This window comes from Streptomyces sp. NPDC048275 (assembly GCF_040652275.1).
Classification (GTDB): domain Bacteria; phylum Actinomycetota; class Actinomycetes; order Streptomycetales; family Streptomycetaceae; genus Streptomyces.
Genome location: NZ_JBEZLR010000024.1, coordinates 1 through 24,843 on the forward strand (window position 1 = coordinate 1; position 24,843 = coordinate 24,843).

Consider the following 24,843-nt stretch of genomic DNA (forward strand, 5'->3'; position numbering starts at 1 on the left):
CCGCTCGGCGAGGCTCGCCCCGTCGTCGGTCGCGATGGCTCCGCCATCACTCCCTCCTCCGCCTTGCAGCTGCACGCACCAGACCCCGCTCCTTCTCCCACCCCCCATTTGCCGGTCGGTCCAAGAGAACTACGCGGGAAAGCGGCGGTCGACCCAATTCCACAGGAACTCCAGGGTGGCCGCCGCCACCGCGGCGATACCCACCGCGATCCACGGCATCGTCGTGCCCACCAGCTTCAGCGCGAAGAAGTGCTGCAGCCCCGGCACCACGAGCACCAGCAGGAACGCCGCGCCCATCGTGGCGACCAGGGCGATCCGCCACCAGGTGTACGGCCGGGCGACGATCGCCAGCACCCACATCGAGATCAGGAACAGGGTCAGTGTCGCGGCGCTCGTCTCCGCTTCCAACTGCCCTTCCCCGGTGTAGTAGTGGCGGGCCACCAGATAGGTCACGAAGGTGGCCGTGCCCGCGATGAGGCCGCCCGGGATCGAGTACCGCATGACCCGCCGCACGAAGTGGGGTTTCGCCCGCTCCTTGTTGGGGGCGAGCGCGAGGAAGAACGCCGGAACGCCGATCGTCAGGGTGGACAGCAGGGTCAGGTGCCGTGGCAGGAAGGGGTATTCGACCCGCCAGCACACCACGAGCACGCCCAGCAGTACGGAATAGACCGTCTTCACCAGGAACAGGGTCGCGACCCGCGTGATGTTGCCGATGACCCTGCGGCCCTCCGCGACCACCGAGGGCAGCGTCGAGAAGCTGTTGTTGAGCAGCACGATCTGCGCCACCGCCCGGGTCGCCTCCGACCCCGAGCCCATGCTGACGCCGATGTCGGCGTCCTTCAGGGCCAGCACGTCGTTCACACCGTCGCCGGTCATCGCCACCGTGTGACCGCGCGACTGCAGCGCGCCCACCATGTCGCGCTTCTGCTGTGGAGTGACCCGCCCGAACACCGTGCCCTTGTCCAGCGACTTCGCCATCTCCTCCTTCTCGTCGGGGAGGTGACGCGCGTCCACGACCGCGCCGCTCAGCCCGAGCTTGCCGGCCACCGCGCCGACCGAGACCGCGTTGTCGCCGGAGATGACCTTCGCCTTGACGTTCTGCTCGGCGAAGTAGCGCAGGGTGTCCGCCGCGTCCGGGCGCAGCCGCTGCTCCAGTACGACCAGGGCGGCGGGCCGCGCGCCTTCCGCCACCCCGGGATGGTCGAGGTCCTTCGACGCCCGGGCGAGCAGCAGCACCCGCAGCCCCTCCTCGTTCAGCCGCTCGGTCTCGCCGAGCGCCGGGTCCGCGGCGGGCAGCAGGACGTCGGGGGCGCCGAGCAGCCACGTACTCGTCTCCCCGTTCCCCTCGCTGAAGGTCGCGCCGCTGTACTTGCGGACGGAGGAAAAGGGCAGCGACTCGGTGCAGCGCCACTCCTCGCTGTCGGGGTAGGCGTTGATGATCGCCTGGAGGGAGGCGTTCGGCCGCGGATCCGACTCGCCGAGCGCTCCGAGGACGCGTCGTACGTATGTCTCGTCGGCGCCCTGGAGCGGCCGCAGCTCGGTGACGTCCATGCCGCCCTCGGTGAGCGTGCCGGTCTTGTCGAGGCAGACGGTGTCGACGCGGGCGAGCCCCTCGATGGCGGGAAGTTCCTGCACGAGGCACTGTTTCCGGCCAAGTCTGATGACGCCGATCGCGAAGGCGACGGAGGTGAGCAGGACCAGGCCCTCCGGGACCATCGGCACTATCCCGCCGACCGTCCGCGCGATGGCCTCCTTGAAGCCGTGCTCCTTGACCACGAGCTGGCTGATGACCAGGCCGATCGCGGTCGGGATCATCATCCACGTCACGTACTTGAGGATCGTGGAGATACCGGACCGCAGCTCGGACTGGACCAGCGTGAACCGTGACGCCTCCTCGGCGAGCTGTGCCGCGTAGGCCTCCCGGCCCACCTTCGTCGCCGTGAACGCGCCGCCGCCCGCGACCACGAAGCTGCCCGACATCACCTCGTCGCCGCGCTGCTTGATCACCGGGTCGGCCTCACCGGTGAGCAGCGACTCGTCGATCTCGAGCCCGTCGGCCTCGACGCACCTGCCATCGACGACGATCTTGTCCCCGGGCCCGATCTCGATCAGGTCCCCGAGCACGATCTGGGACGTACTGACCTCGGCGGCGACTCCGTCCCTGCGGACCGTCGGTTTCGCCTCGCCGATCACCGCGAGCGAGTCCAGGGTCTTCTTGGCCCGCCACTCCTGGATGATGCCGATCCCGGTGTTGGCGATGATCACGTATCCGAAGAGGCTGTCCTGGAACGGCGCCACGACCAGCATGATCAGCCAGAGCACGCCGATGATCGCGTTGAACCGGGTGAAGACGTTGGCGCGGATGATCTCGCCCATGGAGCGACTGCTGCGCACCGGGACGTCGTTGACCTCGCCGCGCGCGACCCGTTCGGCCACTTCGGCGGCGGACAGTCCGTGCGCCCGCGCGGGGGCGGGCAGGGGCACGGGGTGCACAGGATCGAGTTCGGCGCCCGCGTCGATGTGGGTCATGCATTCGACGGTACGTGCGGAAATAGGGCTTCACATGCCGAGTGACCCAAAGATCCGACCAGGGGAGGACGGGGGCGGCGGACAGTGATGCCGTGGTTGTAGGCGGGGCTGGTTACTCGGCGGAAGTGGCCGACTGCTCCGGGTTGCTCGCGGCACTCGCGTCGGCCGCCGCGGCCCGCTTGAGAGCCGCGTCCCGCTTGCGGACGTACCAGATGCCGATCAGTCCGAGGCCCGTGCCGGCCAGCGGGGTCCACACCCACCAGAGGTGTCCGTGGTCGTCGAACCAGCCGTAGAACGGCAGCTGCGCCAGGAAGAGGACGAACCAGAGGATCGTGCCGCCCGTGATGGTGGCGACGACGGGCCCCTCCAGGGGCTCCGGCGCCTCGTGCTTGGGGGTCCACTTCGCCATGAGCACAGCTTACGAGGCGCCGGCCCGGGCTTCGTCCGACCCTGTCGGCGCCCTTGTATACCAAGGGTCTACGCGCGGAGATGGCGATTTCGGACTCATATGTTCATACTGAAACGGCCTGAGTCTGGCTCTTTCTGTTCGTACGAAACACCAATGGAAACATTCAAGAAATCTCCTGGTGATCACTCGACAGCCAGACTCGATCAAGTTCCCAGCCGCGCGCCGTCCCGCCCGGCGCCCTCTGGCCACCACGGCCCCGCACGTATGAGGTCATGCATGTCCACCTCGGCCCTCACCAAGGCCCCCACCCCGGAGCAGCCGGAGCCCGGCCCCGGACAGGGTGCCCTGGACCGCTACTTCAAGATCTCGGAGCGGGGCAGCACGCTGTCGCGCGAGATCCGCGGCGGTTTCGCCACCTTCTTCGCGATGGCCTACATCATCGTGCTGAACCCGATCATCCTGGGCAGCGCGAAGGACATGTACGGGAACCAGCTGGACAACGGCCAGCTGGTCACCGCGACCGCTCTGACCGCCGCCTTCACGACGCTGCTCATGGGCGTCATCGGCAATGTGCCGATCGCCCTGGCCGCCGGCCTCGGCGTGAACACGGTCGTCGCCCTCCAGCTCGCCCCGCGGATGTCCTGGCCGGACGCCATGGGCATGGTGGTGCTGGCCGGCTTCGTCGTGATGCTGCTGGTCGCCACCGGTCTGCGTGAGCGGGTCATGAGCGCCGTGCCGCTGGGTCTGCGCAAGGGCATCGCGATCGGCATCGGCCTGTTCATCATGCTGATCGGCCTGGTCGACTCCGGCTTCGTCACGCGTATCCCGGACATCGCCCAGACCACGGTCCCGCTCCAGCTCGGCGCCGACGGCCACCTCAACGGCTGGCCCGTCCTGATCTTCGTCCTGGGCACGCTGCTCACCCTCGCGCTGATGGTGCGCAAGGTGCCGGGCGCGATCCTGATCTCGATCGTCGTGATGACGGTCGTCGCGGTGATCGTCAACGCCGTCGCGACGATCCCGTCCTGGGGCCTGACCACCCCGACGTGGCCCGGAAACCCGGTCGCCACCCCGGACTTCGGCCTCGTCGGCCAGGTCAGCCTGTTCGGCGGCTTCGACAAGGTCGGCCTGCTGACCGGCACCCTCTTCGTCTTCACCGTGCTGCTGTCGTGCTTCTTCGACGCGATGGGCACGATCATGGGCATCGGTGACGAGGCCAAGCTGACCGACGGCCAGGGCAACATGCCCGGCGTCAACAAGGTCCTCTTCATCGACGGCATCGCCGTCGCCGCGGGCGGTGCCACCTCCTCCTCGGCCACCACCTGCTTCGTGGAGTCCACGGCGGGCGTCGGCGAGGGTGCCCGCACCGGCTTCGCCAACGTCATCACCGGCTCGCTCTTCGCCGTGGCCCTCTTCCTGACCCCCATCGCCACGATGGTCCCGTCCCAGGCCGCCACCCCCGCGCTCCTCGCGGTCGGCTTCCTGATCATGTCCCACTCGGTCAAGGAGATCGACTGGGCGGACTACACGATCGCCATCCCCGCCTTCGTGACGATGATGATGATGCCGTTCACCTACTCGATCACGAATGGCATCGGCATGGGCTTCATCACCTTCGTGGTGCTGCGCCTGGCGGCGGGTCGCGGCCGCGAGATCCCGGTCGCGATGTACGGCGTCGCGGCGGTGTTCGCCTTCTACTACCTGATGCCGGCGCTGGGTCTGACCTGACAGCCAGGGTCACGTGACCCCGTAGAACTTCTCCGTCTCCTCGACCGCGGTCTGGAACCGCTCGTCGAAGTCGTCGCGAATGAGCGTCCGGACCACATAGTCCTGGACGCTCATTCCGCGTTTGGCGGCATGGTGCCGGAGCCGGTCGAGCAGCTCCCCGTCTATCCGCAGGCTGAGCACGCTGGTCCCCATGGAGTCGAGGGTCGCCGGACACGAGTGGGGGAGGGGTCACTTTCTGGACCCGCCTCACTCGTATGAGTGATGTAGGGCTTCGGTGGCCTGGATCACGGGCACTCGGTGGCTCCTTAGGGAGAGTAATGAGTTACCCTAAGGACATGGCTGACCTCACCCATGGCGACGACGCTGCCGCCGTGAACGCTCTGCGCTCCGCAGTGATGCGGTTGTCGCGTCGACTCAAGCATCAGCGAGTCGACGAATCGCTGAGCCCCACCGAAATCTCGGTGCTCGGCACCCTCTCCCGCTGTGGCACCGCCACGCCGGGCGAGCTCGCCCGCAAGGAGCATGTGCAGCCGCCCTCGATGACCCGCATCGTGGCGCTGCTCGAAGCCAAGGGCCTGGTCAGGCTGGAACCGCACCCCGAGGACCGGCGCCAGAAGGTCGTCACACAGACCGACGAGGCGGAAGTGATGCTCGAAGAGAGCCGCCGCAAGCGGAACGCGTGGCTGGCCGGCCTGGTCGAGGCCCTCGACGACGACGAGTGGGCAAAGCTCCGCGAGGCCGCTCCCGTCCTGGAGAAACTCGCGCATCTGTGACACCCCGGCGGCCCTCCCGCACGAGGGCCGCACCCATGACGCCGACGCCCCCCGGACGCCGACGCCAGCGAAGCCGAGGAGGCGAGCCCTTTTGAGTACGGGACCCGGAGCAGACTCCGCCCCCGGACCAGCCACCCCCGACACCCTGCCCACCCCCGACCCCACCTCCGAGCGCTCATCGCGCTCCTCCTCGATGTTCAGCTCCCTGAAGATCAGGAACTACCGCCTGTTCTTCATGGGCCAGGTCGTCTCCAACACCGGCACCTGGATGCAGCGCATCGCCCAGGACTGGCTGGTACTGAGCCTCACGGGCTCCTCCGCCGCGGTCGGCATCACCACCGCGCTGCAGTTCCTGCCGATGCTGCTCTTCGGGCTGTACGGCGGCGTCCTCGTCGACCGCCTCCCCAAGCGCCCGACCCTCCTGGCCACCCAGACCGCCATGGGTGTCACCGGCCTCGCGCTCGCCCTCCTGACCCTCTCCGGCCATGTCCAGGTCTGGCACGTGTACCTCGCGGCCTTCGCCGCAGGCCTCGTCACGGTCGTCGACAACCCGGCCCGCCAGTCCTTCGTCTCCGAGATGGTCGGCCCGGACCAGCTCCAGAACGCGGTCAGCCTCAACTCCGCCAACTTCCAGTCCGCCCGTCTCATCGGCCCCGCCGTCGCCGGTGTGCTGATCACCGGTGTGGGCACGGGCTGGGCGTTCCTCTTCAACGGCCTGTCCTTCGTGGCCCCCATCGCCGGACTGCTGCTGATGCGCACCCGCGACCTGCACGCGATCGAGCGGGCGCCCCGCGGCAAGGGCCAGCTCCGGGAGGGCCTGCGCTATGTCGCCGGCCGCCCCGAGCTGATCTGGCCGATCGTCCTCGTCGGCTTCATCGGCACCTTCGGCTTCAACTTCCCGGTCTTCCTCTCGGCGTACGCGGACGACATCTTCCATGCGGGCGCCGGCGCGTACAGCCTCTTCAACACGCTGATGGCACTCGGCTCGGTGACCGGCGCGCTGCTCGCCGCCCGCCGCGGCACGGCCCGGCTGCGCGTCCTGATCGCGGCGGCCGTGGCCTTCGGCATCCTGGAAGTGGTGGCGGCCGCGGCCCCCTCCCTCTGGCTGTTCTCGCTCCTCATGGTGCCGATCGGAATCTTCGGCCTGACGGTCAACGTCACGGCGAACACCGCGGTCCAGATGGCCACCGACCCCGCGATGCGCGGCCGCGTCATGGCGCTGTTCATGATGGTCTTCATGGGCGGTTCGCCGCTCGGGGCGCCCCTCGTCGGCTGGGTCACCGACACCTACGGCCCGCGCGTCGGCTTCGCCCTCGGCGGACTGGTCTCGGCCGCCGCGGCGACCACCATCGGCCTGGTCCTGGCCCGCATGGGCAACCTGCGCGTCTCGGTCGGCTGGCACCACGGCCACCCCCAGGTCCGCTTCGTGCCGAGAGAGCAGCTGACCGCTGTGGCGTGAGTACGACGGCCGCCCCAGGGGCCTGTATCCGGCGAGCACAGGCGTGCGGACGCCCGTCCCCCTCGATCGACGTATTCGATCCATGGTGCGGGGACGCTCGCCCGCTGATCCATTCCCTGGAAGGGTGACGACATGAGACTCTTTGCGGCCGTGCTGCCACCGGAGGATGCGGTACGTGAACTCGCCGCGATGGTGGACGAGTTGCACCGCCTGCCGGGCGCGGACGGCCTGAGGTGGACGGGCCGCCCCGGCTGGCACTTCACCCTGGCCTTCTACGGCGAGGTGGACGAGGAGACGATCCCGGACCTCTCCGACCGCCTGGCCCGCGCGGCCCACCGCACCGCCCCCTTCCCGCTCGCCCTCCACGGCGGCGGCCACTTCGGCGGCCGGGCGCTGTGGGCCGGGGTCTCGGGAGACGTCCGCGCGATGCGCCTGTTGGCCGACCGCGCGGAGGCGGCGGCCCGCAAGGCGGGCGTCCCGATGGGCGAGCACCGCCGCTACCGCCCCCATCTGACGGTCGCCCGCAGCCGCACCACCGCGGACTTCGAGACGTACGTCACCACCCTGTTCGCCTTCGCCGGGCGGGAGTGGACGGTGGCGGACCTGTGTCTCGTCCGCAGCAACCTGCCGAAGTCGGGGGTGCCGGGGGAGCAGCCGCGGTACGAGACGGTGGCGCGGTGGCCACTGGAGGCGGGCGCCTGAGGATGGTTTCCGGCGGCCGGTTAACCTCGATGACGTGAACCCGAAGACCCGAAACCGCATCATGGCCAGTGTGCTCGTGCTGATGTTCGTCGTGGTGGCGCTGGCGGGGGCGGTCAAGTAGCCGACCGCCCCCGCCGCGCCGCACTACGAGTGCTCTACCAGGCGAACGCCTCCGGGGACGGCCCCGTCCCCGGGAAGATCTCGTCGAGCCCGGCCAGCAGCTCCTCGCTCAACTCCAGCTCGACGGCCCGCAACGCCGACTCGAGCTGCTGCGCCGTGCGCGGGCCGACGATGGGGCCGGTGACGCCGGGCCGGGTCAGCAGCCAGGCCAGTGCGGCCTCGCCGGGCTCGATCCCGTGCTTGTCGAGCAGATCCTCGTACGACTGGATCTGCGCGCGTGCGGAGGGGTTGGCGAGGGTGTCGGCGGCCCGGCCGCTCGCCCTGCGTCCGCCCCCGACCTCCTTCTTGATGATCCCGCCGAGCATTCCGCCGTTCAGCGGCGACCAGGGGATGACTCCGAGCCCGTACTCCTGCGCGGCCGGGATGACCTCCATCTCGGCGCGGCGCTCGGCGAGGTTGTAGAGGCACTGCTCGCTGACGAGGCCGATGGTGCCGCCGCGCCGGGCGGCGATCTCGTTGGCCTGGGCGATCTTGTAGCCGGGGAAGTTGGAGGACCCGACGTAAAGGATCTTCCCCTGCTGCACCAGGACGTCGATCGCCTGCCAGATCTCCTCGAAGGGAGTGCTGCGGTCGACGTGGTGGAACTGGTAGATGTCGATGTAGTCGGTCTGAAGCCGTTGGAGACTGGCGTCGACCGCCCGGCGGATGTTGAGCGCGGAGAGCTTGTCGTGGTTGGGCCAGGCGTCGCCGTCGGCGGCCATGTTCCCGTACACCTTGGTGGCGAGCACGACTTTGTCGCGCCGCTCGCCGCCCTTCGCGAACCAGTTGCCGATGATCGATTCCGTACGGCCCTTGTTCTCGCCCCAGCCGTACACGTTCGCCGTGTCGAAGAAATTGATGCCCGCGTCCAGCGCCGCGTCCATGATGGCGTGGCTGTCGGCCTCGTCTGTCTGCGGTCCGAAGTTCATGGTGCCGAGGACGAGCCGGCTGACCTTGAGTCCCGTGCGTCCGAGCTGCGTGTACTTCATGAGCCCTTAGCCAACGGGGTGGAGTGCGCTCTAGGCAAGGGAGAACCCCCGTGTGGCGGGTCAGTCGCGGGGGAACTCTTCGGTTTGGAGGGTGAGGCCGACCACGGTGGTGGCGAGGTCCACGGGGTCACCGAAGACGATCTTCGCCTCGACTGTGTAGTCGCCGCGCTTGGGCTCGGTGAAGAGGTGACACCTGCCCTGGTAGGGGTCGGCGATGAGGTAGACAGGGACTTCGGCGAGGGCGTAGGTGAGCTTCTTGGGGCCGTAGTCGTTGGCGGCGGTGTCCTTGGAGATCACCTCGGCCACGAACTCGACGTCCTGGTAGCGCCAACGGCCCTTGCTGTCCTTCACCGATCGCTCGGCCATCGCGGCCACGTCGCAGGCGAAACCGTTCAGGTGTCCGGGGAAGTCGATGCGTACGTCCGACGCCAGCCGCTTGCGCGGGTACTTGCCACGCAGTTGCTCGTAGATGTCGGCGATAATCTCCCAGTGGTGCTGCCGCTGCGGTGACATGAAGATGTTCCCCCCGACGATCTCGACCTTCGTTCCCTCGGGGATGGGCATCTTCTCGAGACACTCGAACATGACGTCCAGAGTCAGTTCGCCGCTTTCCTCGGCCATCTCGATCCTGTCTTCAAGGACGGTCATCGTGGCGCTCCTCCCCGGCCGCAACCCGGTCGAGCGCAGCCGCGCGGTACAACGATACGCACGGTGACCGGGACACGGGGTCAGATGAGTGCGGAGAGGAAGGTGGTCCGGCCCGCCCCGCCAACGAGCGTTGCCAGTTCAGCGGAACTCGTGAACCACCTTGATCTTGCCGACGATATGGGCGTTGAACTCGTCGAGTTCCTCGGCAGGTACCCACAGCTCGAGGATCGTCTGTCCGCCTGCCTGCTGGACCGGATACCTGCGCAAGAACTCCGACTCGACCTCGAACCGGGTGACGAAGCCGGCGCCGTCGTGCTTGACGTTCCAGTCCCGTGCGATCTTGGTGGCGTAGTCCTCGTTGAGGACCGGGTAGAAGATCGGTTGCTCCGGCAATCGGGGCGGCCAGGCACGCCAGTCCAGCTCCCGAACCAACTCCAGTTCCTTGGGGCCGGTGGGACGCCACAGGGTCGTTGTCGATCGCTGGCCGGCCACGGGTATCGCTCTCTGGACGGGGCAACCGCCGGTGCGGCTGGCCTGGGCCCCGACCGTATCGACAGCCCCGGTACGGCAGCCACAGGGTTTCGAACCTTGCGCCCCGGTTCCGAACAGCGGTCACGGGAGAACCTTTAGGCTGCTGTTGTTGGTCAGTTCATCAGATCAGGGGATCAGGGGAAGTTCAGGGGATCAGGGGGACGACGATCGATGAACAACGCGACTGAGGTGTTCCAGCCACTGCAGGTGGAGGATCCGCCCGTGGTGGCCGGCTACCGCCTCGCCGCGCGGCTCGGTGCGGGAGGCATGGGCCGGGTCTACCTGTCGCACACGCAGGGTGGCCGACCGGTGGCGATCAAGGTGGTGCGGCCGGAGCTCGCCGACGACCCGGTCTTCCGGCGGCGGTTCCGCCGGGAGATAAAGGCGGCCCAGCGGGTCCGGGGCGCGTACACCGCCGAACTGATCGACGCCGACGCGGACGGCGTACCGCCCTGGCTGGCCACGCTGTACGTGCCCGGGCCCTCCCTGGCGGAGGCCGTCGCCCGGCGCGGACCACTGCCGGTGCCGGCGGTGTTGTGGCTGATGGCGGGGGTGGCCGAGGCGCTGCAGGCCATCCACGGTGCGGGAATCGTGCACCGGGACCTGAAGCCGTCGAACGTGCTGCTGGCCGCCGACGGGCCCCGGGTGATCGACTTCGGCATCTCGCTGGCCTCTGACACCACCTCGCACACAGCCACGGGCGCCGCCGTCGGCACGCCCCAGTTCATGGCTCCCGAGCAGGCGTCCGCGGGTGAAGTCACGGCGGCGACCGACGTCTTCGCGCTCGGCCAGACAGCGGCGTTCGCAGCGCTGGGCGAGCCGCTGTACGGGGACGGCCCCTCGGCCGGCGTGCTGTACCGGATCGTGCACTCCAAACCTGACCTGTCCCTTCTGCCCGAGCAGCTCCGTCCACTGATAGCCCGGTGCCTCGCGGCCGATCCGGAAGAGCGGGCCACCCCGGCGGAGGTCATCGAGTGGTGCCGGCAGGGACTGGGCCGGGACGCCGACGCGGGCGCGGGGCCGGCCGTCTGGCGGGAGGTCACGGGGCCGGAGGTGATGGTTCCGGCTCCGGTCCCCGCGCCCACCCCGGTGCACCCACTGCCGTTGATCGCGCCGATGCAGCCGATGCAGCCGATGCGACCGATGCAGCCGATGCGGACGATGACGCCGGACGAGCGGCGGGCCCGCCGACGACGCACCGCGCTGATCACGACCACCGCCGTGACCGCGGGTGTGCTGCTGCTGACGGGCCTGGCGTGGACGGTCATGGAGGCGGCGAACCGGCTCCGCGACTGGGACGCTGCCGCATCCTCGACGCCCGGTCCGACGGCGTCCTCATCGGCATCCGCGCCGGCCTCAAGGGCTGGTGACGGGACACCAGGGGCGTCGCGCCCCTCCTCGACCGCGCCCAAGTCGCCGCAAGCCGTCGCTTACCCCCAACGGTGGCTGGACGCGAAGAACTCAGTGGACATCGAGGAGCCGGTCGACCGCAAGGACAGCAAGGGGGACATCCGCTTCGTCTGTGAGGAGACCTGCGCGCTGGAGAGCGACACGAGCGTGATCGAGATGCTCTACTACAGCAAGCCGGGGGCTCCCCTTGATTCGTGCCGTATCGCCCTCGCCGACTCCAAAGAACACCGCCTCCCGCTGGCCGCGGCGGCTGCCGGAAGCGAGATCTGCATCAAGCACCCCTCCGGAGACATCGCGCTGCTCGTGATCCAGGTGAAGTCGACCGCGCTGCCGAAGAGCGGGGACAGCTTCGTGTTGGCGGACATGACGGTCTGGCGGGCGGCCTAGGCCGTCTACCTGGCCGGACTCCACGTCGCCCCTAGTCCCGGGGGAACTCGTCGGTCTTGAGAGTGAGGCCGAGGGTGGTGGTCAAGTCGACGTCTCCCCCGTAGGAGATGGAGAGCTCGCAGGCATCCACTTCGACGCCGTACGCATCGGCGCACCGCTCGCCGAACGGGTCGCCTCCGAACTCATGCTCTGTACGGACTTCGACGCCGGGCCGAGCGTCCGTGAACTGACCGGTGAGCGGAACCACTACTTCCTGTTGCCCCCGCAAACCGTGTCCCCTTACACCTGGCCTCCCGGTGTGCGCCCCCTGACGCGCGGTGACCGGGGACTGGCCTACGTGGGCGCACCGACGGTCACTTTGCGGCTGGGGCTTGTGTCTCCCGTAGGGGGAGGCGTCAGGGTGGGGGCATGGACGGCGGCACAATCGACTCGCTCTACTCGATCGGCGACCTGGCCCGGCGGACCGGGCTGACGGTCAAGGCCATTCGGTTCTACTCCGATCAGGGGATCGTGCCGCCGACCGGCCGTAGCCCGGCTGGTTATCGCCTCTACGACATCGACGCCGCCGCCCGCCTGGGCCTCGTGCGGACCTTGCGGGACCTGGGAGTGGGCCTGCCCGCCATCCGGAGCGTGCTGGACCGCGAGCTCTCGCTCGTCGAGGTCGCGGCGGCGCACGCGGACGCGCTGGCGGTGCAGATTCGCGTCCTGCGCTTGCGGCACGCGGTGTTGACGGCGGTGGTCAGGCGTGGGTCCACACCTGAGGAGATGGAACTTATGCAGCACCTGGCCATGCTCTCCGAGGACGAACGCCGGCATCTGATCGATGACTTCCTCGACGCCGTCTTTGGTCGTTCCGGCGCGCTCCTGGGCATCAGGCGGTCGTTCACGCCTGAGTTGCCCGACCACCCCGAGGCCGAACAGGTCGAGGCCTGGGTGGAGTTGGCCGAGTTGTCACGGGACCTGGAGTTCCGTGCCGTCGTGCGGGAGTTGGTTGCGGATCTGGGGGCCGAGCGGGTGGCTCGGGGCCGTGGTGGCGCCGGACCGCTTCGTGACCTCGTCGCCGTGGTGCGTGACCGGGTCGGGCCGGCCCTGGCGGCGGGGATCGAACCGGGGTCGTCCGAGGCCGAGCCGATCGTCGAGGCGCTCACCGCTTGGTCGGCGGATGTTCTCACCCGCCTCGAGACCATCAACGACCCGCGCAGGGAGCGGTACTTGGAGCTGCTCGCGGTGATCAACGGCTGGTCGGCCCCGGAGAGCCTGGCGTCCGTACTCGACTGGTCCGTCCAGGCGCTGCGTATGCGGACGGCCGGTCAGGGGGCGTAGGGATCGCCCAGGTCCCACGCCTGATACATCGCCTCCGCGAAACCCTCCGCGATCTTGTGCTCGCCGCTCGCGTTGGGGTGGGTGCCGTCGTAGGTGTCGAGGGTGATGTCGTAGGAGGGGGGTGGGGAGGCGAGGAGGAGGGGGGAGCGGGGTTCGTCGAGGTCGGCGACCGTCTTCGCGAGGAGTTCGTTGAAGGCGGAGACCTCGGTGGCGAAGGGGGCGTCGGACTCGGCGCGGACGTTGGGGATCACCGGGAGCAGGACCATGCGGATCCGGGCGTTCGCGGCGCGGGCCTCCTCGATGAAGGTGTGGGCGTTCTCCGCGGTCTGGGCCGCGTTCGTGTAGAAGCCCAGGTCGATCAGGCCCAGTGACACCAGCAGCACGTCCGCCCGCTGTGCCCGGACCGCCTCGCCGATCAGCGGGGCCATGTGCAGCCAGCCCTCGCCCCAGCCGGCCAGGTGGGACCTGGGGAAGTCCGGATCGGCGTACTCGTACGAGTCGGGGGACTCCGTCGCTTTGTCGTACAGCGTCTCGCGCGGACCGACGATCTTGAACGGGCCTCCGTACGTCGCGCGCAGGTGCTGCCACATCCGGTAACGCCACGTGTGTTCGCCCGCGCTTCCGATCGTCATGGAGTCGCCGACGGGCATGAACCTGAGCATCCGCTCATCATGGACGATCGGTACGGGCGTCATGGGCCGTGAGCGTGTGAGGCTGGACACGCCCTGGGGCGTGCATCCGTGGGGGACATGCCCGGACTCCGCTCGTGCGGGATGGCAGTCTTGGGGTCATGCGCCGATCGCTTCCGTTCTTCGCCGGAACCGCCCTCGCCCTCGTCCTCGTACTGTCGGCACCGGCCGTGGCCGACGACGGGGACGGCGGGTTCACGATCAAGGACCCCCGGATCACCGAGTCCAGCGGACTCGCCGCCTCGCACCTCCACCCCGGCGTCTACTGGACCCACAACGACAGCGACGACGGGGCCTACTTGTACGCCGTCGACAGCAAGACGGGTGAGACCGTCGCCACCATCACCATGAGCGGGGTCGGCGCGCCCCGGGATGTCGAGGCCATCTCCATCGGGCCCGACGGCCACCTCTACGTCGGCGACATCGGCGACAACCTCGGCGGCACCTGGTCGTACGTGTGGATCTACGAGCTGCCCGAGCCGAAGGTGCTGAAGGACCAGACGATCCGCGCCACGCAGTACGTGGTGAAGTACGCGGACGGGGCCCGCGACGCGGAGGCGATGATGGTGCACCCGAAGACCGGGCGGGTCTACATCGTCGACAAGAACGAGGACGGCGGGCACCTGTACGAGGGCCCCGCCCAGCTCTCCGCCTCCGGTACGAACGTCTTCCGGCGCGGGCCCGCCATCGACCTCTGGACCACCGACGGCGCCTTCTCTCCCGATGGCAAGCAGCTTGCCGTACGCGGGTACTTCGGCGGGATCTCGTACGACTGGAACGGCGGGAAGATCAAGCGGCAGGGGCGGCTGAGCGTGCCGTTGCAGGGGCAGGGGGAGTCCGTCACCTATTCGGCCGACGGGGCGAAGCTCTTGTACGGGAGCGAGGGGGCGGGCAGTGGCGTGGCGGCGGAGAGCGTCCCGGGCGGCGGTGAGAGCTCCGCGTCACCTTCGAAGAGCGGCGGTTCGGCGGCCGCCGACGGGGGCGGCGGCGATATGAACGCCGACTTCAAGGTCGGAGCGCTTGCCCTCGCCGTCGGCCTGGCCGCGGTGTTCGGGATCAAGCGGCTGCTGCGCAAGGGCTGAGGCGTCCCCCGGCTGTCAGCCCTTGGCTGTCAGCTTTCGGCGCGCCGGGCGACCAGCGCTTCCAGCCCGTCCAGCATCCGCTGCAGGCCGAACTCGAAGTGGTCGAAGTCGGCGCCGAAGGCGTCCTCGCTGAGGGAGGCGAGGAAAGGGTGCCGGCCGTCGGCCATGACCTTCTCGAAGACGGGGATGTGGGCCTGCCAGAACTCGGCGTCCGTCAGTCCGGTTCTGCGTTCCGCCTCCTTTTGGTACACCTGCGTGCGGGCGGCCCCGAAGACATATCCGTCGATCATGATGATCGCCGAGACCAGCTCCGGATCGGACAGGCCCATCGGCTTGATGCGGGAGAGCATCTTCTCCATGCCGTCGAGTGCGCTCGGGCCGAGGATCGGACGGGTCTGGTTGACCTGGAGCAGCCAGGGGTGGCGCCGGTAGAGGGCGAGGGTCGCGCGGCCCAGGGCTTCCAGGGCCGCCCGCCAGCCCTCACCGAAGACCTCCGGGTCCTCGGAGGGGCGCTGGACGCGGTCCAGCATCAGGTCGAGCAGCTCGGCCTTGCCGGGGACGTAGCGGTACAGCGACATGGTGCCGGTGCCGAGCTCGGTGGACAGGCGGCGCATCGAGACCGCGTCCAGGCCGTCCGCGTCCGCGACCCGGATGGCCGCTTCCACGATCGCGTCGAGGCTCAGGCCCGGTTTGGGGCCGCGGCTGGGGCGTTTGCCGGTGTCCCACAGCAGGGCGAGGGTGCGGACGATGTCGCCGCTGCCGCTGGTCTCCGTACCGCTCGTCATGGTCCTCAGAATAATCCCCGCGGAAGAATTGGGTACGGTGTACTCTCTTTAGAGTACGGCGTACTCAGTTTGGTGGTCGACGGGCAGGAGGGGTGGCGTGGACGGTTACGCGGTGTGGGCCGAAGGGCTGGAGAAGCGGTACGGGGAGAAGCGCGCGCTGGACGGGTTCGACCTCGGCGTCAGGGAGCGGACGGTGCACGGGCTGCTGGGTCCGAACGGCGCGGGCAAGACCACCGCCGTCCGCATCCTGTCCACGCTCGTGAAGCTCGACGGGGGACATGCGCGGGTCGCGGGCCTCGACGTGGCGCGCCGACCGCGCGAGGTGCGGGAGCGCATCGGGCTCACCGGGCAGTACGCGGCCGTGGACGAGGTCCTCACCGGACGGCAGAACCTGGAGATGTTCGGGCGGTTGTTCCACCTGGGCGGCAGGGGGGCGCGGCTGCGAGCCGGGGAGCTGCTGGAGCAGTTCGATCTCGTGGACGCGGCGGACAAGGGGGTCGGGCAGTACAGCGGGGGCATGCGGCGGCGTCTCGACCTCGCCGCCTCCATGATCCTCGCCCCGAGCGTTCTCTTCCTCGACGAGCCGACGACCGGGCTCGATCCCCGCAGCCGGGGTGAAGTCTGGGATTCCGTACGGGCGTTGGTGGCGGGCGGTACGACCGTGCTGCTGACCACGCAGTACCTGGAGGAGGCCGACAAGCTGGCCTCGCGCATCACCGTGATCGACCAGGGGCGCGCCATCGCCGACGACACCCCGGACGGGCTGAAGAACACGATCGGCGGTGACCGTATCGAGGTCGTCGTCACGGAGCGCGCGGACATCCCGCGGGCGGTCAAGGTCGTGGCCCGGGTGGCGGACGGTGAACCGGAGACGGACGAGGCCGAGTTGAGGGTGCACGCGCCGGTGACCGACCGGGTGGCCGCGCTCACCGACGTGGCGCGGACCCTCCAGGACGAGGGCATCGCGGTCGAGGACATCGGGCTGCGCAGGCCGAGTCTGGACGATGTGTTCCTGAGCCTGACCGGGCATCGCACGGAGACGGTTTCCGCCGCCGCCGACACGAAGGGAGTCGCGGCATGAGCGCCGTGGACCTGGCCGAGCGGCCCACGCACGGCCGCGCCTATTGGGCGCTCGCCGACTGCTGGAACATCGTGCGCCGCGGGCTCACCCACTACCAGCGCCAGCCCATCAACATCGCCTGGCAGTTGGGCTTCCCGATCCTGTCCGTGCTGCTGTACGGATATGTGTTCGGTAGCGCGATGAAGGTGCCGGGCGGCGGGGACTACCAGGACTTCCTGATGCCGGGCATGTTCGTGATGACGATGGCCTTCGGGTTCATCAACACCGCGACGGTCGTCGTGTACGACGCCACGAAGGGTGTCATCGACCGGTTCCGTTCCATGCCGATGGCGCCGTCCGCCGTTGTGGCCGGGCGTGGCGTCACCGATCTGATCGTCGCCTGCGCGGAGTTGACGATCCTGATGCTCACGGCGTTCGTGATGGGCTGGCGGCCGGACGGCGGGCTAGGCTTCGTGGCCGCCTTCGGACTGCTGCTGTGGCTGCGGTTCGCACTGATCTGGCTCGGGGTGTGGCTCGGGCTTCTCGTGCCCAACCCGGAGGCGGCGGGCGGCCTGTTCGCGGTCGCCTTCCCGCTGACCATGATCTCCAGCATCTTCGTCGCGCCCCAGCTGATGCCGGACTGGCTGGGCTTCGTGGCGGCCTGGAACCCGATCTCCTCCACCGCCGCGGCCACCCGGGAGCTGTTCGGAACCCCGGTCGGCAGCGGCGACTCGTGGGTCGAACAGCACGCCCTGCTGATGTCGGGGGTGTGGCCGCTGATCCTCACGGCCGTGTTCCTGCCGCTCGCTGTGCGGCGGTTCCGGAAACTCAGCCGCTGATCTTTGCGGTACGGGAACGGCGGCGCCCGGCACCTTGTGTGGTGCCGGGCGCCCCCGTCGACGTATCAGATGTATCGGAAGGAGCTTTTACAGCTTCTCGATCACGTAGTCGATGCACTTCGTCAGCGCCTCGACGTCCGCCGGGTCGATCGCCGGGAACATCGCGACACGGAGCTGGTTGCGGCCGAGCTTGCGGTAGGGCTCGGTGTCGACGATGCCGTTGGCGCGCAGCACCTTGGCGATCGCGGCGGCGTCGATCTCGTCGGCGAAGTCGATCGTGCCGATGACCTGGGAGCGCTTGGCCGGGTCGGTGACGAACGGCGTCGCGTGCTTGGAGTCCTCCGCCCAGGAGTACAGGCGGGTCGAGGAGTCCTTCGTACGGCCCGCGGACCAGGCGAGACCACCCTGGCCGTTGATCCACTCCAGCTGCTCGTTGAGCAGGAAGAGGGTGGCCAGCGCCGGGGTGTTGTACGTCTGGTTCTTGCGGGAGTTGTCGATCGCCGTGGGGAGGCTGAAGAACTCCGGGATGTGGCGGCCGGACGCGTGGATGCGCTCGGCGCGCTCGATCGCGGCCGGGGAGAAGACGCCGATCCACAGGCCGCCGTCGGAGGCGAAGGACTTCTGCGGGGCGAAGTAGTAGACGTCGGTCTCGGCGATGTCGACGGGCAGACCGCCGGCGCCGCTCGTCGCGTCCACGAGGACGAGCGCGCCCTCGTCGGCGCCCGCGACCCGCTTGAGGGGGGCGGCGACACCGGTGGACGTCTCGTTGTGCGTGAAGGCGTAGACGTCGACGCCCGCCTCGGCGGCCGGCTGCGGGTGCGTGCCCGGGTCGGAGGAGATGACGGTGGGCTCGGCCAGCCAGGGGGCGAGCTTGGCCGCCTTCGCGAACTTCGAGCTGAACTCGCCGAAGGTGAGGTGCTGCGACTTGTTGTCGATGAGGCCGTGGGTCGCGATGTCCCAGAAGGCGGTGGAGCCGCCGTTGCCGAGGATCACCTCGTAGCCCTCGGGCAGGGAGAACAGGTCGCGTACGCCTTCGCGCACCTTGCCGACCAGGTTCTTGACCGGGGCTTGGCGGTGGGAGGTGCCGAGGAGGGAACTGCCGGTCGCGGCGAGTGCGTCGAGCGCCTCCGTACGCACCTTGGAGGGGCCCGCGCCGAATCGTCCGTCGGCGGGCTTGATGTCAGCGGGGATCTGGATATCAGCCACGGTGGGAGCCTAGCCGTTTCCGGAAACGGGGGTGAAACTTCGTCCGTCGGGTGAGACGGGGGGGTGGGGTGGCTGTGGTGGGGTTTTGCGCCCCCGCCGCCCCTACCCGTCCCATCCCGTTCCTGGGGGCTCCGCCCCCAGACCCCGCCAGGTGGTTCTTTTGCTGCGGGAGGGTGGGGGCTGGGCGCGCCCACGCGGCGGAGCCGCACCATGTCACAGCCCCGCGCCCCTGGGCATCTCGGCCCGTCCGGCGTTTGAGGACGAGGCCGTTCAGGCCGAAGCGGGGGTCTGGGGCGGAGCCCCCAGGGGACGGGAATGGGTAGGGGCGGCGGGGGCGGAAATCCCTCAGTCCGCGATCAGCCGCACCGGAAGCTCGAACAGGTCGTTCTGCGTCACCACCGGCTTGTTGCGGAGCTCGGACGCCGGGACCGCCAGGTCGAGTGAGGGGAACCGCTCGTACAGCGCGGGCAGAGCGACCCCCGCCTCCAGGCGGGACAGCGCCGCGCCGGGGCAGACATGTGGGCCGTGACCGAAGGAGATGTGCCGGTTCTCGATCGTACGGGTGATGTCGAAGTCCCCGGCGGTGGGGCCGTGCGCCTTCTCGTCACGGCCGATCGCGGCGTACGACACGATCAGCGCGTCACCCGCCGGGATGACCTTGTCCCCGACCGGGACGTCCTGCGTCGCGAAGCGGATCAGGACGTGGGAGGTGGGGGTGGAGTGGCGCAGGGTCTCCTCGACCACCGACGACCAGTCCGCCTCGCCGGAGAGCACGAGGGCGCGCTGTTCGGGGTGGGTGGAGAGGTTGACCACGGCGTTGACGATGAGGGAGATCGTCGTCTCGTGGCCCGCCGCGACCATCAGCTGGAGGGTGGAGACGATCTCCTCGTCGGTGAGGTGGTCGCCGTCCTCGGAGGCCAGGATCAGCGCGGACGTGAGGTCGTCGCCCGGCTCGGCACGCTTGGCCGCGACCGTGTCGGCCATGATTCCGGCCAGCTCGGTGAGGGTGGCGATGACTTCGGCGGGCGGGGTCTGCGTGGAGAAGAACTTCTCGAACAGTTCCTTGAGGCGGGGGAGCCGGGATTCGGCTATGCCCATGAGGTCGGCGATGACGTACATGGGGAGGGGGTAGGCGAAGTCGGCCTTGAGGTCGACGGCGACCTCACCCGCCAGGTTGTCCAGCAGGCCCTCCGTCAGTTTGCTGATGCGCTCCCGCATCTGCTCCACCCGGCGCGGAGTGAGCGCCTGGGCGACGAGCGTGCGCATCCGGCGGTGGTCCGCGCCGTCCACGGTGAGCATGGAGCGGCCGGGGTTGGCGAGTCCGATCAGCGGCCAGTCGGGGGGTATTTCCCCGCGCTGCCAGGCGCCCCACACGTTGATGTCCTTCACCAGCCGGGGGTCCGTGAGCAGCGCGCGGGCCTCGGCGTGGTGGGTGACCGCCCACACGGGGACGCCGCCGGGCAGCTCCACGGCGGCGAGGGGTCCCGCTTCCCGGAGCCGGGCGCTCTCGCCCTCCAGGTCGGACACTAACGGGTCGAGCACGATACGAGGAGCGGTAGGAGCGGTCATGCGGAGGTGCCTCCCAAGGCCGGCGTCGGAGCGAAGCGCACAGGAAGTTCGGTCAGGCCCCGCAGCCACGGGGAGGGGCGCCGGGTCAGTGACTCGGCGGGTACGGCCAGGTCGATGTCCGGCAGCCGGTCCAGTACGACCTCGATGCCCGTCCGGGCGATGACCTCCGCGACCTCCTGCGCCGGGAACGGGCAGCGGTGCTCGCCGTGGCCGAAGGAGAAGTGGGCGTTGTTGCCGCCGGTGAGGGCGGAGCCGTCGGTGCGGACCTGGGGGTCGGAGTTGGCGCCCTGGAGGCCGAGGACGAGGAGGTCACCCGCGCGGATGCGGCGGCCGCCAAGCTGGGTGTCGCGGGAGGTCCAGCGGCCGGCGATGTTCTGGGAGGGAGTGTCCTCCCACAGGACCTCGTTCATGGCCTCGGCGACGCTGTGGCGGCCGCCGAAGAGGGAGGCCGCGAAACGGTCGTCGGTCAGCATCAGGCGCAGCGAGTTGCCGATCCAGTCGGCGGTCGGCTGGTGGCCGGCGGCCATCATGACCATCAGGTCCTGCATGATCTCTTCGTCGGTGAAGCCGCTGGTGTTCTCGAGCATCCGGGACACCACGTCGTTCGCGGGCTCGGCCTTCCGGTCGGCCAGCAGCCGCGCCATGGAGCCGGCCAGGTGCTGCTGGCCCTCGAGGGCGTTCTCGCGGCTGTTGATCATGTCGTTCAGGGCGGTGACCAGGCCGGGTCCCTGTTCCTCGGAGAAGCCGTAGAGCGTGGCGAGGACGCGGACGGGCAGCAGAGCGGCGTAGTCCCCGATGATGTCCGTCTCGCCCTTGGCGCACACCGCATCGATCAGTTCGTCGGCGAACTTCTCGGCGTGGGCGCGCAGTTCGAAGGGGTCGACGGCCTCGAGCGCCTCGCTGATCATCGCGGCGCGCTCACGGTGGCGCTCGCCGACGGTGTAGAGGATCGAGGGCTGCTTGCGGCCGATCATGGGCAGCAGCGGCCAGTCGTCCGGGATGTTCGGCCACTGGTTCCACAGGTCGGAGTCGCGGCTGAACAGCACGGGATCGCCGGTGACCTGGTGCAGTTCGCGGTAGCCGAGCACCAGCCAGGCGGGGATGTCGCCGTCCAGCACGACCGGCGTCACGGCACCGTGATCGCGCCGCATCTCCCGGTACAACTCGGCGGGTTCGGTCTGGAACCGGGGCCCGCTGAGGGGCACGGGGGCGGGGGTCACAGGGCCAACTCCGGGGATTTAGAGGGGCTGTCGGCGAGTGCGGCGGCTTCGGCGGCGTACGTCGTCTGCAGGTGTTCCACCAGCGTGATCAGCACCCGCTTGCTGGACTCCCGCGAGCGGGCGTCGCAGTCGATCAGCGGGACGTGCGGGTCGAGGTCGAGGGCCTCGCGGAGCTGGGCGGGGGTGTGCGTGGGGCCGCCGAAGTCGTTGCAGGCGACGATGAACGGTGTGCCGTGGTGCTCCAGGCGGTCGATCGCGTACCAGGAGTCGTCGATACGGCGGGTGTCGACGAGGACGACCGCGCCGAGGGTGCCGGAGAACAGGCGGTCCCAGAGGAACCAGAAGCGTTCCTGCCCCGGCGCGCCGAAGAGGTACAGCACATTGCGGGCGTCGAGCGTGATGCGGCCGAAGTCGAAGGCGACGGTGGTCGCGGACTTGCCGCGCACCTCGCTGATGTCGTCGATCGCCTCGCCGGCCCGGGTCATCGTCTCCTCGGTGTTGAGCGGACGTATCTCGCTCACCGAGCGGACCAGGGTCGTCTTGCCGACGCCGAAGCCGCCGACGACCACGATCTTCAGGCCGTTGTCGGCCGACGCCTCCAGCGGCGTACGAGCGTCAGAGGTTACGGAGTCCAACGAGCACCTGCTCCAGGATGTCGGGGTCGGGAACAGCGGACGGTCGTGGGTGACGGGCGCTGACGCGCCCCAGGGCGAGGAGGTCGGAGAGCAGGACCCGGGTGATGGACACCGGCAGCTTCAGCTCGGCGGCGATCTCCACGACCGCCGTGGGCCGTTCGCACAGCCGCAGGATCGCGGCGTGCTCCGACTGCATGCCCACCACCGGATCGCACTCGGCGACCACGAGCGTCACCAGGTCGAACGGGGTATCGGGCCCGGACCGGCTGCGCCCCCCGGTGAGGGTGTACAGCCGGTCGGGCGCGTCGTCCCTGCCCGGACGGCTCATGACGACCGGGGCTGCGCGCTGAGGTGCTCGCCGAGTTGCTCCACGAGTTCGCTCATGTTGTGGCCGACCAGCCCGGCGTCCGCGTCCTCGGCGGTGACCACCGCGAGGTGGGCACCGTCGCCCGCCTCCACGATGAACAGGACTCCGCCGTAGAACTCGGCCATGGCCGAGCGCACGCCCCCGGTCCCGTCGCCGAACTCCACGGACGCTCCGTGGGACAGCGACTGGATTCCGGCGGCGATCGCCGCGAGCTGGTCGGCCCGGTCGACCGTGAGCTCCGGTGTGCGACACAGCTTCAGGCCGTCGCGGGAGAGCACAAGAGCGTGCCGGGCGCCCGGAGTGCGTTCGAGAAGGCCTTCGATGAGCCAGGAGAGCTTCTCGTCGGCGGTGGTGGTGCCGGTCATGAAGTGGTGTCGCCTTCCGGGTGCGGGGTGGTGGCGGGGATGGTGTCCCGTACGGCTTCTTCTTCTCGTACGGCGTCTTCGGGGGCGTACGCCGTGGTGCGCAGGGTGCTCTCGGGGTCGTACGACGTGCTGAGTCCGGTGTCTTCGTGGGCCGTGCCCTGGACCGCCGCCTGGTCCGGTGCCGTGCCGCGGACGGCCTGGCGGAAGCTGCTGAAGCGGGCGGCGGCGGCCTTGGCGGTCTCGGCGGTGCGGGGTTCGGGGTCGGTCCGGCCCGTGAGGCGGGCGCGGCTGCGCTCGGCGTGCGCGAGGGTGCGGCCACGGCGGCGCTTGGGGAGGCTGTCGGTCGACGGCGCGACGGTGTCGGCGAGGGTGTCGTGCCGGGGGGATTCGTGGGTGGGGACCGGGTCCGGGTCGAGGTCCGCGGTGGCGTGGGCGGCGGCGTACGAGGCCGGTGGGAGCGCCTCGGCGGCGGCCGGGGGCGCCACGGTGGGCGTCGCGGTGGCTGCTGCGGTGGGCGTCGCCTCGGGGGCCGCCGGTGCCGGGGCGGTCTGCGGTGCCAGGAGGTCCTGGGGGATGAGCACCAGGACGCCGGTGCCGCCGCGCGCGGAGGGCCGGAAGGACACCTTCAGGCCGTGTTTGCGGGCGAGCCGGCCGACCACCGCGAGGCCGAGCCGGGTGCCGGTGAGGCCGCCCAGGTCGGCACCGTCGCCGGAGACGGCGCGCTCGGCGCGGCGCAACTGGACGTCGCCCATCACCAGACCGCTGTCCTCGACGGAGACGATGACGCCGGCCGGGACCTCCTCGACGTACACGTGGACCTCGGCGGTCGGCGGCGAGAAGTTCGCGGCGTTGTCGAGGAGTTCGGCGAGCGCGTGCATCACGCCCTCGGCGGCGTGTCCGGCGACGGCGGCGTCGCTGGAGGAGTGGACGCGTACACGCTGGTAGCCGCCGATGCGGCCCATCGCGCCGCGCAGGATCGACTCCATGACGATGGGACGGGCCCAGCGGCGGCCGGAGCGTGCGCCCGCGAGGACGGCGACGGAGTCGGCGAGACGGCCCGCCTGCGCGGTGCGGTGGTCGAGGTACAGCAGGTCGGCGAGGACTTCCTCGTCGGAGTGCCGCTCTTCCATGGCGCGCAGGTCGGCGAGCATGCCGGTGGCCAGGGCCTGCATGCGGCCGGCCGCGTTGGCGGTGGCCGAGATGGCGGCCGCCCGGTCGTTCGCGGCTTGCCGGATCTGTGCGGCCAGGCGTTCCTTGTCGGCCGTGAGTTCGGCGAACCGCCGCTCTTCCGCTTCCGCTTCGGTGGCCAGGCGCCGGTGCTCGGCCTCGAACTCCTGGGTGAGGAGAGCGCGTTCGCGTGCCGCGGCGTCCGCGACGCGGGCCCGGTCCCGGGCGGACTCCTGCGCCAGCCGGGACCGCTCCTGGTTGAGCTCCTCGGCGAGCCGGGCCCGTTCCTGGAGGAGCCGTCCGGCGTCCTGGGTCACGGCGTCGAGGCGGCGGCGTACCAGCTTTCCCGCCTGGACGGCGCGGGCGGCGACCGTGACGGCGACACACAGCACTACGGCAGCGGCGCCCGCGCCCCAGGCGAGGGGGACGCGGACGGAGTTCGGGGACTGCGCGACCGCGATGACGACCGCGAGCGCCGCCAGGACGGCGGTGATCAGGGGGGCGGGCGCGACGGCGCGGAGGGCGGGGCGTTCGCCGGAGGGGGTGGGCGCGGTCATGATCGTGTCCTCGGTCGTGTCCTCGGTCGTGTCCTCGGTCGTGCCTTGGGTCGTGTCTGGGGCGAGAGGAGACACCTGATGCTCAACTTGTGGTCACTATATGAGACTTCCTGATCGCATTGGGAAGGTTCCGGATCTGGGCCGATAATCGACTCGCAATACACGTGTAACCAGTGATCGCGTCCGGCGATTGCCTCGCATGATCACGTCCGCTGGTCGCTTCCGCTGACCGTGTCCGGCGATTCGAGGGTGACG

Annotated in this window: 25 protein-coding genes; 9 read left to right on the forward strand and 16 right to left on the reverse strand. The window is 69.7% G+C overall.

Translation table 11 applies throughout. From position 1 onward, the window contains the following. Positions 1–129 precede the first annotated feature (129 nt). Positions 130–2,529 carry an HAD-IC family P-type ATPase gene (locus AB0D57_RS16770; protein ID WP_362072392.1) on the reverse strand — a complete coding sequence of 800 codons (2,400 nt, stop codon included), beginning with the start codon at positions 2,527–2,529 and terminating at the stop codon, positions 130–132. A gap of 112 nt (positions 2,530–2,641) precedes the next feature. Further along, positions 2,642–2,938, reverse strand: a complete 297-nt coding sequence (locus AB0D57_RS16775; protein ID WP_362072394.1) for a DUF2530 domain-containing protein — start codon at positions 2,936–2,938, stop codon at positions 2,642–2,644. Between the two features lie 276 nt (positions 2,939–3,214). Between AB0D57_RS16775 and AB0D57_RS16780 the strand changes: the two genes are divergently transcribed. Then, positions 3,215–4,666, forward strand: a complete 1,452-nt coding sequence (locus AB0D57_RS16780) for an NCS2 family permease (protein WP_362072396.1) — start codon at positions 3,215–3,217, stop codon at positions 4,664–4,666. Between the two features lie 9 nt (positions 4,667–4,675). Here the strand turns inward: AB0D57_RS16780 and AB0D57_RS16785 are convergent, their stop codons facing one another. Beyond that, positions 4,676–4,858 carry a hypothetical protein gene (locus AB0D57_RS16785; protein WP_054235178.1) on the reverse strand — a complete coding sequence of 61 codons (183 nt, stop codon included), beginning with the start codon at positions 4,856–4,858 and terminating at the stop codon, positions 4,676–4,678. 143 nt (positions 4,859–5,001) lie between these two features. Between AB0D57_RS16785 and AB0D57_RS16790 the strand changes: the two genes are divergently transcribed. The 3 genes from AB0D57_RS16790 to thpR all read left to right on the forward strand — a co-directional run bounded on the left by AB0D57_RS16790 (position 5,002) and on the right by thpR (position 7,600). Further along, a complete protein-coding gene (locus AB0D57_RS16790) occupies positions 5,002–5,439 on the forward strand; it encodes a MarR family transcriptional regulator (protein WP_362072398.1) in 438 nt (145 codons plus the stop codon). A 91-nt stretch (positions 5,440–5,530) separates the two neighbouring features. Continuing rightward, the gene (locus AB0D57_RS16795) at positions 5,531–6,898 is read left to right on the forward strand and encodes an MFS transporter (protein ID WP_362072400.1); all 1,368 of its coding nucleotides are present in this window, start codon (positions 5,531–5,533) and stop codon (positions 6,896–6,898) included. Positions 6,899–7,030: 132 nt separating this feature from the next. Then, entirely contained in the window at positions 7,031–7,600 is a 570-nt protein-coding gene (gene thpR / locus AB0D57_RS16800; protein WP_362072402.1) for an RNA 2',3'-cyclic phosphodiesterase, read from the forward strand. Positions 7,601–7,755: 155 nt separating this feature from the next. Here thpR and AB0D57_RS16805 read toward each other — a convergent pair whose 3' ends face one another. From AB0D57_RS16805 to AB0D57_RS16815, 3 genes are all read right to left on the reverse strand, one after another. Then, on the reverse strand, positions 7,756–8,748 hold the full coding sequence (locus AB0D57_RS16805; RefSeq protein WP_362072404.1) for an aldo/keto reductase: 993 nt from the start codon (positions 8,746–8,748) through the stop codon (positions 7,756–7,758). Between the two features lie 60 nt (positions 8,749–8,808). Continuing rightward, positions 8,809–9,396: a Uma2 family endonuclease gene (locus AB0D57_RS16810; RefSeq protein ID WP_362072406.1), complete on the reverse strand. Its 588-nt coding sequence runs from the start codon at positions 9,394–9,396 to the stop codon at positions 8,809–8,811. A gap of 138 nt (positions 9,397–9,534) precedes the next feature. Further along, positions 9,535–9,888 carry a hypothetical protein gene (locus tag AB0D57_RS16815; protein WP_362072408.1) on the reverse strand — a complete coding sequence of 118 codons (354 nt, stop codon included), beginning with the start codon at positions 9,886–9,888 and terminating at the stop codon, positions 9,535–9,537. A 210-nt stretch (positions 9,889–10,098) separates the two neighbouring features. On the opposite strand from AB0D57_RS16815, the gene AB0D57_RS16820 reads away from it, so the two are divergent. Continuing rightward, positions 10,099–11,724 (forward strand): protein kinase, encoded by a 1,626-nt coding sequence (locus tag AB0D57_RS16820; RefSeq protein ID WP_362072410.1) that lies wholly within the window; start codon positions 10,099–10,101, stop codon positions 11,722–11,724. 31 nt (positions 11,725–11,755) lie between these two features. Here AB0D57_RS16820 and AB0D57_RS16825 read toward each other — a convergent pair whose 3' ends face one another. Beyond that, a complete protein-coding gene (locus tag AB0D57_RS16825; RefSeq protein WP_362072412.1) occupies positions 11,756–11,992 on the reverse strand; it encodes a hypothetical protein in 237 nt (78 codons plus the stop codon). A 140-nt stretch (positions 11,993–12,132) separates the two neighbouring features. On the opposite strand from AB0D57_RS16825, the gene AB0D57_RS16830 reads away from it, so the two are divergent. Further along, on the forward strand, positions 12,133–13,047 hold the full coding sequence (locus AB0D57_RS16830) for a MerR family transcriptional regulator (protein WP_362072414.1): 915 nt from the start codon (positions 12,133–12,135) through the stop codon (positions 13,045–13,047). Here AB0D57_RS16830 and AB0D57_RS16835 read toward each other — a convergent pair. Continuing rightward, positions 13,035–13,709: an SGNH/GDSL hydrolase family protein gene (locus AB0D57_RS16835; RefSeq protein WP_362072597.1), complete on the reverse strand. Its 675-nt coding sequence runs from the start codon at positions 13,707–13,709 to the stop codon at positions 13,035–13,037. The genes AB0D57_RS16830 and AB0D57_RS16835 overlap by 13 nt on opposite strands. A gap of 128 nt (positions 13,710–13,837) precedes the next feature. On the opposite strand from AB0D57_RS16835, the gene AB0D57_RS16840 reads away from it, so the two are divergent. Then, the gene (locus AB0D57_RS16840; RefSeq protein ID WP_362072416.1) at positions 13,838–14,818 is read left to right on the forward strand and encodes a WD40 repeat domain-containing protein; all 981 of its coding nucleotides are present in this window, start codon (positions 13,838–13,840) and stop codon (positions 14,816–14,818) included. 29 nt (positions 14,819–14,847) lie between these two features. Here the strand turns inward: AB0D57_RS16840 and AB0D57_RS16845 are convergent, their stop codons facing one another. Further along, positions 14,848–15,603 (reverse strand): TetR/AcrR family transcriptional regulator, encoded by a 756-nt coding sequence (locus AB0D57_RS16845; RefSeq protein WP_362072418.1) that lies wholly within the window; start codon positions 15,601–15,603, stop codon positions 14,848–14,850. Positions 15,604–15,700: 97 nt separating this feature from the next. Between AB0D57_RS16845 and AB0D57_RS16850 the strand changes: the two genes are divergently transcribed. Beyond that, positions 15,701–16,684, forward strand: a complete 984-nt coding sequence (locus tag AB0D57_RS16850; RefSeq protein WP_362072420.1) for an ATP-binding cassette domain-containing protein — start codon at positions 15,701–15,703, stop codon at positions 16,682–16,684. Further along, positions 16,681–17,502 carry an ABC transporter permease gene (locus tag AB0D57_RS16855; protein WP_362072422.1) on the forward strand — a complete coding sequence of 274 codons (822 nt, stop codon included), beginning with the start codon at positions 16,681–16,683 and terminating at the stop codon, positions 17,500–17,502. The genes AB0D57_RS16850 and AB0D57_RS16855 overlap by 4 nt, the downstream gene beginning before the upstream one ends. A gap of 87 nt (positions 17,503–17,589) precedes the next feature. Here the strand turns inward: AB0D57_RS16855 and serC are convergent, their stop codons facing one another. The 7 genes from serC to AB0D57_RS16890 all read right to left on the reverse strand — a co-directional run bounded on the left by serC (position 17,590) and on the right by AB0D57_RS16890 (position 24,588). Further along, positions 17,590–18,708 (reverse strand): phosphoserine transaminase, encoded by a 1,119-nt coding sequence (serC, locus tag AB0D57_RS16860; protein ID WP_362072424.1) that lies wholly within the window; start codon positions 18,706–18,708, stop codon positions 17,590–17,592. A 345-nt stretch (positions 18,709–19,053) separates the two neighbouring features. Beyond that, positions 19,054–20,277 carry a cytochrome P450 gene (locus tag AB0D57_RS16865; RefSeq protein ID WP_362072426.1) on the reverse strand — a complete coding sequence of 408 codons (1,224 nt, stop codon included), beginning with the start codon at positions 20,275–20,277 and terminating at the stop codon, positions 19,054–19,056. After that, positions 20,274–21,497 (reverse strand): cytochrome P450, encoded by a 1,224-nt coding sequence (locus AB0D57_RS16870; RefSeq protein ID WP_362072428.1) that lies wholly within the window; start codon positions 21,495–21,497, stop codon positions 20,274–20,276. The genes AB0D57_RS16865 and AB0D57_RS16870 overlap by 4 nt, the downstream gene beginning before the upstream one ends. After that, entirely contained in the window at positions 21,494–22,132 is a 639-nt protein-coding gene (locus AB0D57_RS16875) for an ATP/GTP-binding protein (protein ID WP_362072430.1), read from the reverse strand. Before AB0D57_RS16875 ends, AB0D57_RS16870 begins: the two co-directional genes overlap by 4 nt. After that, entirely contained in the window at positions 22,113–22,460 is a 348-nt protein-coding gene (locus tag AB0D57_RS16880) for a DUF742 domain-containing protein (protein WP_362072432.1), read from the reverse strand. Before AB0D57_RS16880 ends, AB0D57_RS16875 begins: the two co-directional genes overlap by 20 nt. Next, a complete protein-coding gene (locus tag AB0D57_RS16885; RefSeq protein ID WP_362072434.1) occupies positions 22,457–22,864 on the reverse strand; it encodes a roadblock/LC7 domain-containing protein in 408 nt (135 codons plus the stop codon). Before AB0D57_RS16885 ends, AB0D57_RS16880 begins: the two co-directional genes overlap by 4 nt. Continuing rightward, positions 22,861–24,588, reverse strand: coding sequence for an ATP-binding protein (locus AB0D57_RS16890; RefSeq protein WP_362072436.1), 1,728 nt, complete (start codon positions 24,586–24,588; stop codon positions 22,861–22,863). Before AB0D57_RS16890 ends, AB0D57_RS16885 begins: the two co-directional genes overlap by 4 nt. Positions 24,589–24,843 lie beyond the last annotated feature (255 nt).

What these genes read in the sequence shown, in the direction of transcription:
- AB0D57_RS16770 (WP_362072392.1), bottom strand. Translation starts at nt 2,529, where the DNA reads ATGACCCACATCGACGCGGGCGCCGAACTCGATCCTGTGCACCCCGTG.
- AB0D57_RS16775 (WP_362072394.1), bottom strand. Translation starts at nt 2,938, where the DNA reads ATGGCGAAGTGGACCCCCAAGCACGAGGCGCCGGAGCCCCTGGAGGGG.
- AB0D57_RS16780 (WP_362072396.1), top strand. Translation starts at nt 3,215, where the DNA reads ATGTCCACCTCGGCCCTCACCAAGGCCCCCACCCCGGAGCAGCCGGAG.
- AB0D57_RS16785 (WP_054235178.1), bottom strand. Translation starts at nt 4,858, where the DNA reads ATGGGGACCAGCGTGCTCAGCCTGCGGATAGACGGGGAGCTGCTCGAC.
- AB0D57_RS16790 (WP_362072398.1), top strand. Translation starts at nt 5,002, where the DNA reads ATGGCTGACCTCACCCATGGCGACGACGCTGCCGCCGTGAACGCTCTG.
- thpR (WP_362072402.1), top strand. Translation starts at nt 7,031, where the DNA reads ATGAGACTCTTTGCGGCCGTGCTGCCACCGGAGGATGCGGTACGTGAA.
- AB0D57_RS16805 (WP_362072404.1), bottom strand. Translation starts at nt 8,748, where the DNA reads ATGAAGTACACGCAGCTCGGACGCACGGGACTCAAGGTCAGCCGGCTC.
- AB0D57_RS16810 (WP_362072406.1), bottom strand. Translation starts at nt 9,396, where the DNA reads ATGACCGTCCTTGAAGACAGGATCGAGATGGCCGAGGAAAGCGGCGAA.
- AB0D57_RS16820 (WP_362072410.1), top strand. Translation starts at nt 10,099, where the DNA reads ATGAACAACGCGACTGAGGTGTTCCAGCCACTGCAGGTGGAGGATCCG.
- AB0D57_RS16830 (WP_362072414.1), top strand. Translation starts at nt 12,133, where the DNA reads ATGGACGGCGGCACAATCGACTCGCTCTACTCGATCGGCGACCTGGCC.
- AB0D57_RS16835 (WP_362072597.1), bottom strand. Translation starts at nt 13,709, where the DNA reads ATGCTCAGGTTCATGCCCGTCGGCGACTCCATGACGATCGGAAGCGCG.
- AB0D57_RS16840 (WP_362072416.1), top strand. Translation starts at nt 13,838, where the DNA reads ATGCGCCGATCGCTTCCGTTCTTCGCCGGAACCGCCCTCGCCCTCGTC.
- AB0D57_RS16845 (WP_362072418.1), bottom strand. Translation starts at nt 15,603, where the DNA reads ATGACGAGCGGTACGGAGACCAGCGGCAGCGGCGACATCGTCCGCACC.
- AB0D57_RS16855 (WP_362072422.1), top strand. Translation starts at nt 16,681, where the DNA reads ATGAGCGCCGTGGACCTGGCCGAGCGGCCCACGCACGGCCGCGCCTAT.
- AB0D57_RS16865 (WP_362072426.1), bottom strand. Translation starts at nt 20,277, where the DNA reads ATGACCGCTCCTACCGCTCCTCGTATCGTGCTCGACCCGTTAGTGTCC.
- AB0D57_RS16880 (WP_362072432.1), bottom strand. Translation starts at nt 22,460, where the DNA reads ATGAGCCGTCCGGGCAGGGACGACGCGCCCGACCGGCTGTACACCCTC.
- AB0D57_RS16885 (WP_362072434.1), bottom strand. Translation starts at nt 22,864, where the DNA reads ATGACCGGCACCACCACCGCCGACGAGAAGCTCTCCTGGCTCATCGAA.
- AB0D57_RS16890 (WP_362072436.1), bottom strand. Translation starts at nt 24,588, where the DNA reads ATGACCGCGCCCACCCCCTCCGGCGAACGCCCCGCCCTCCGCGCCGTC.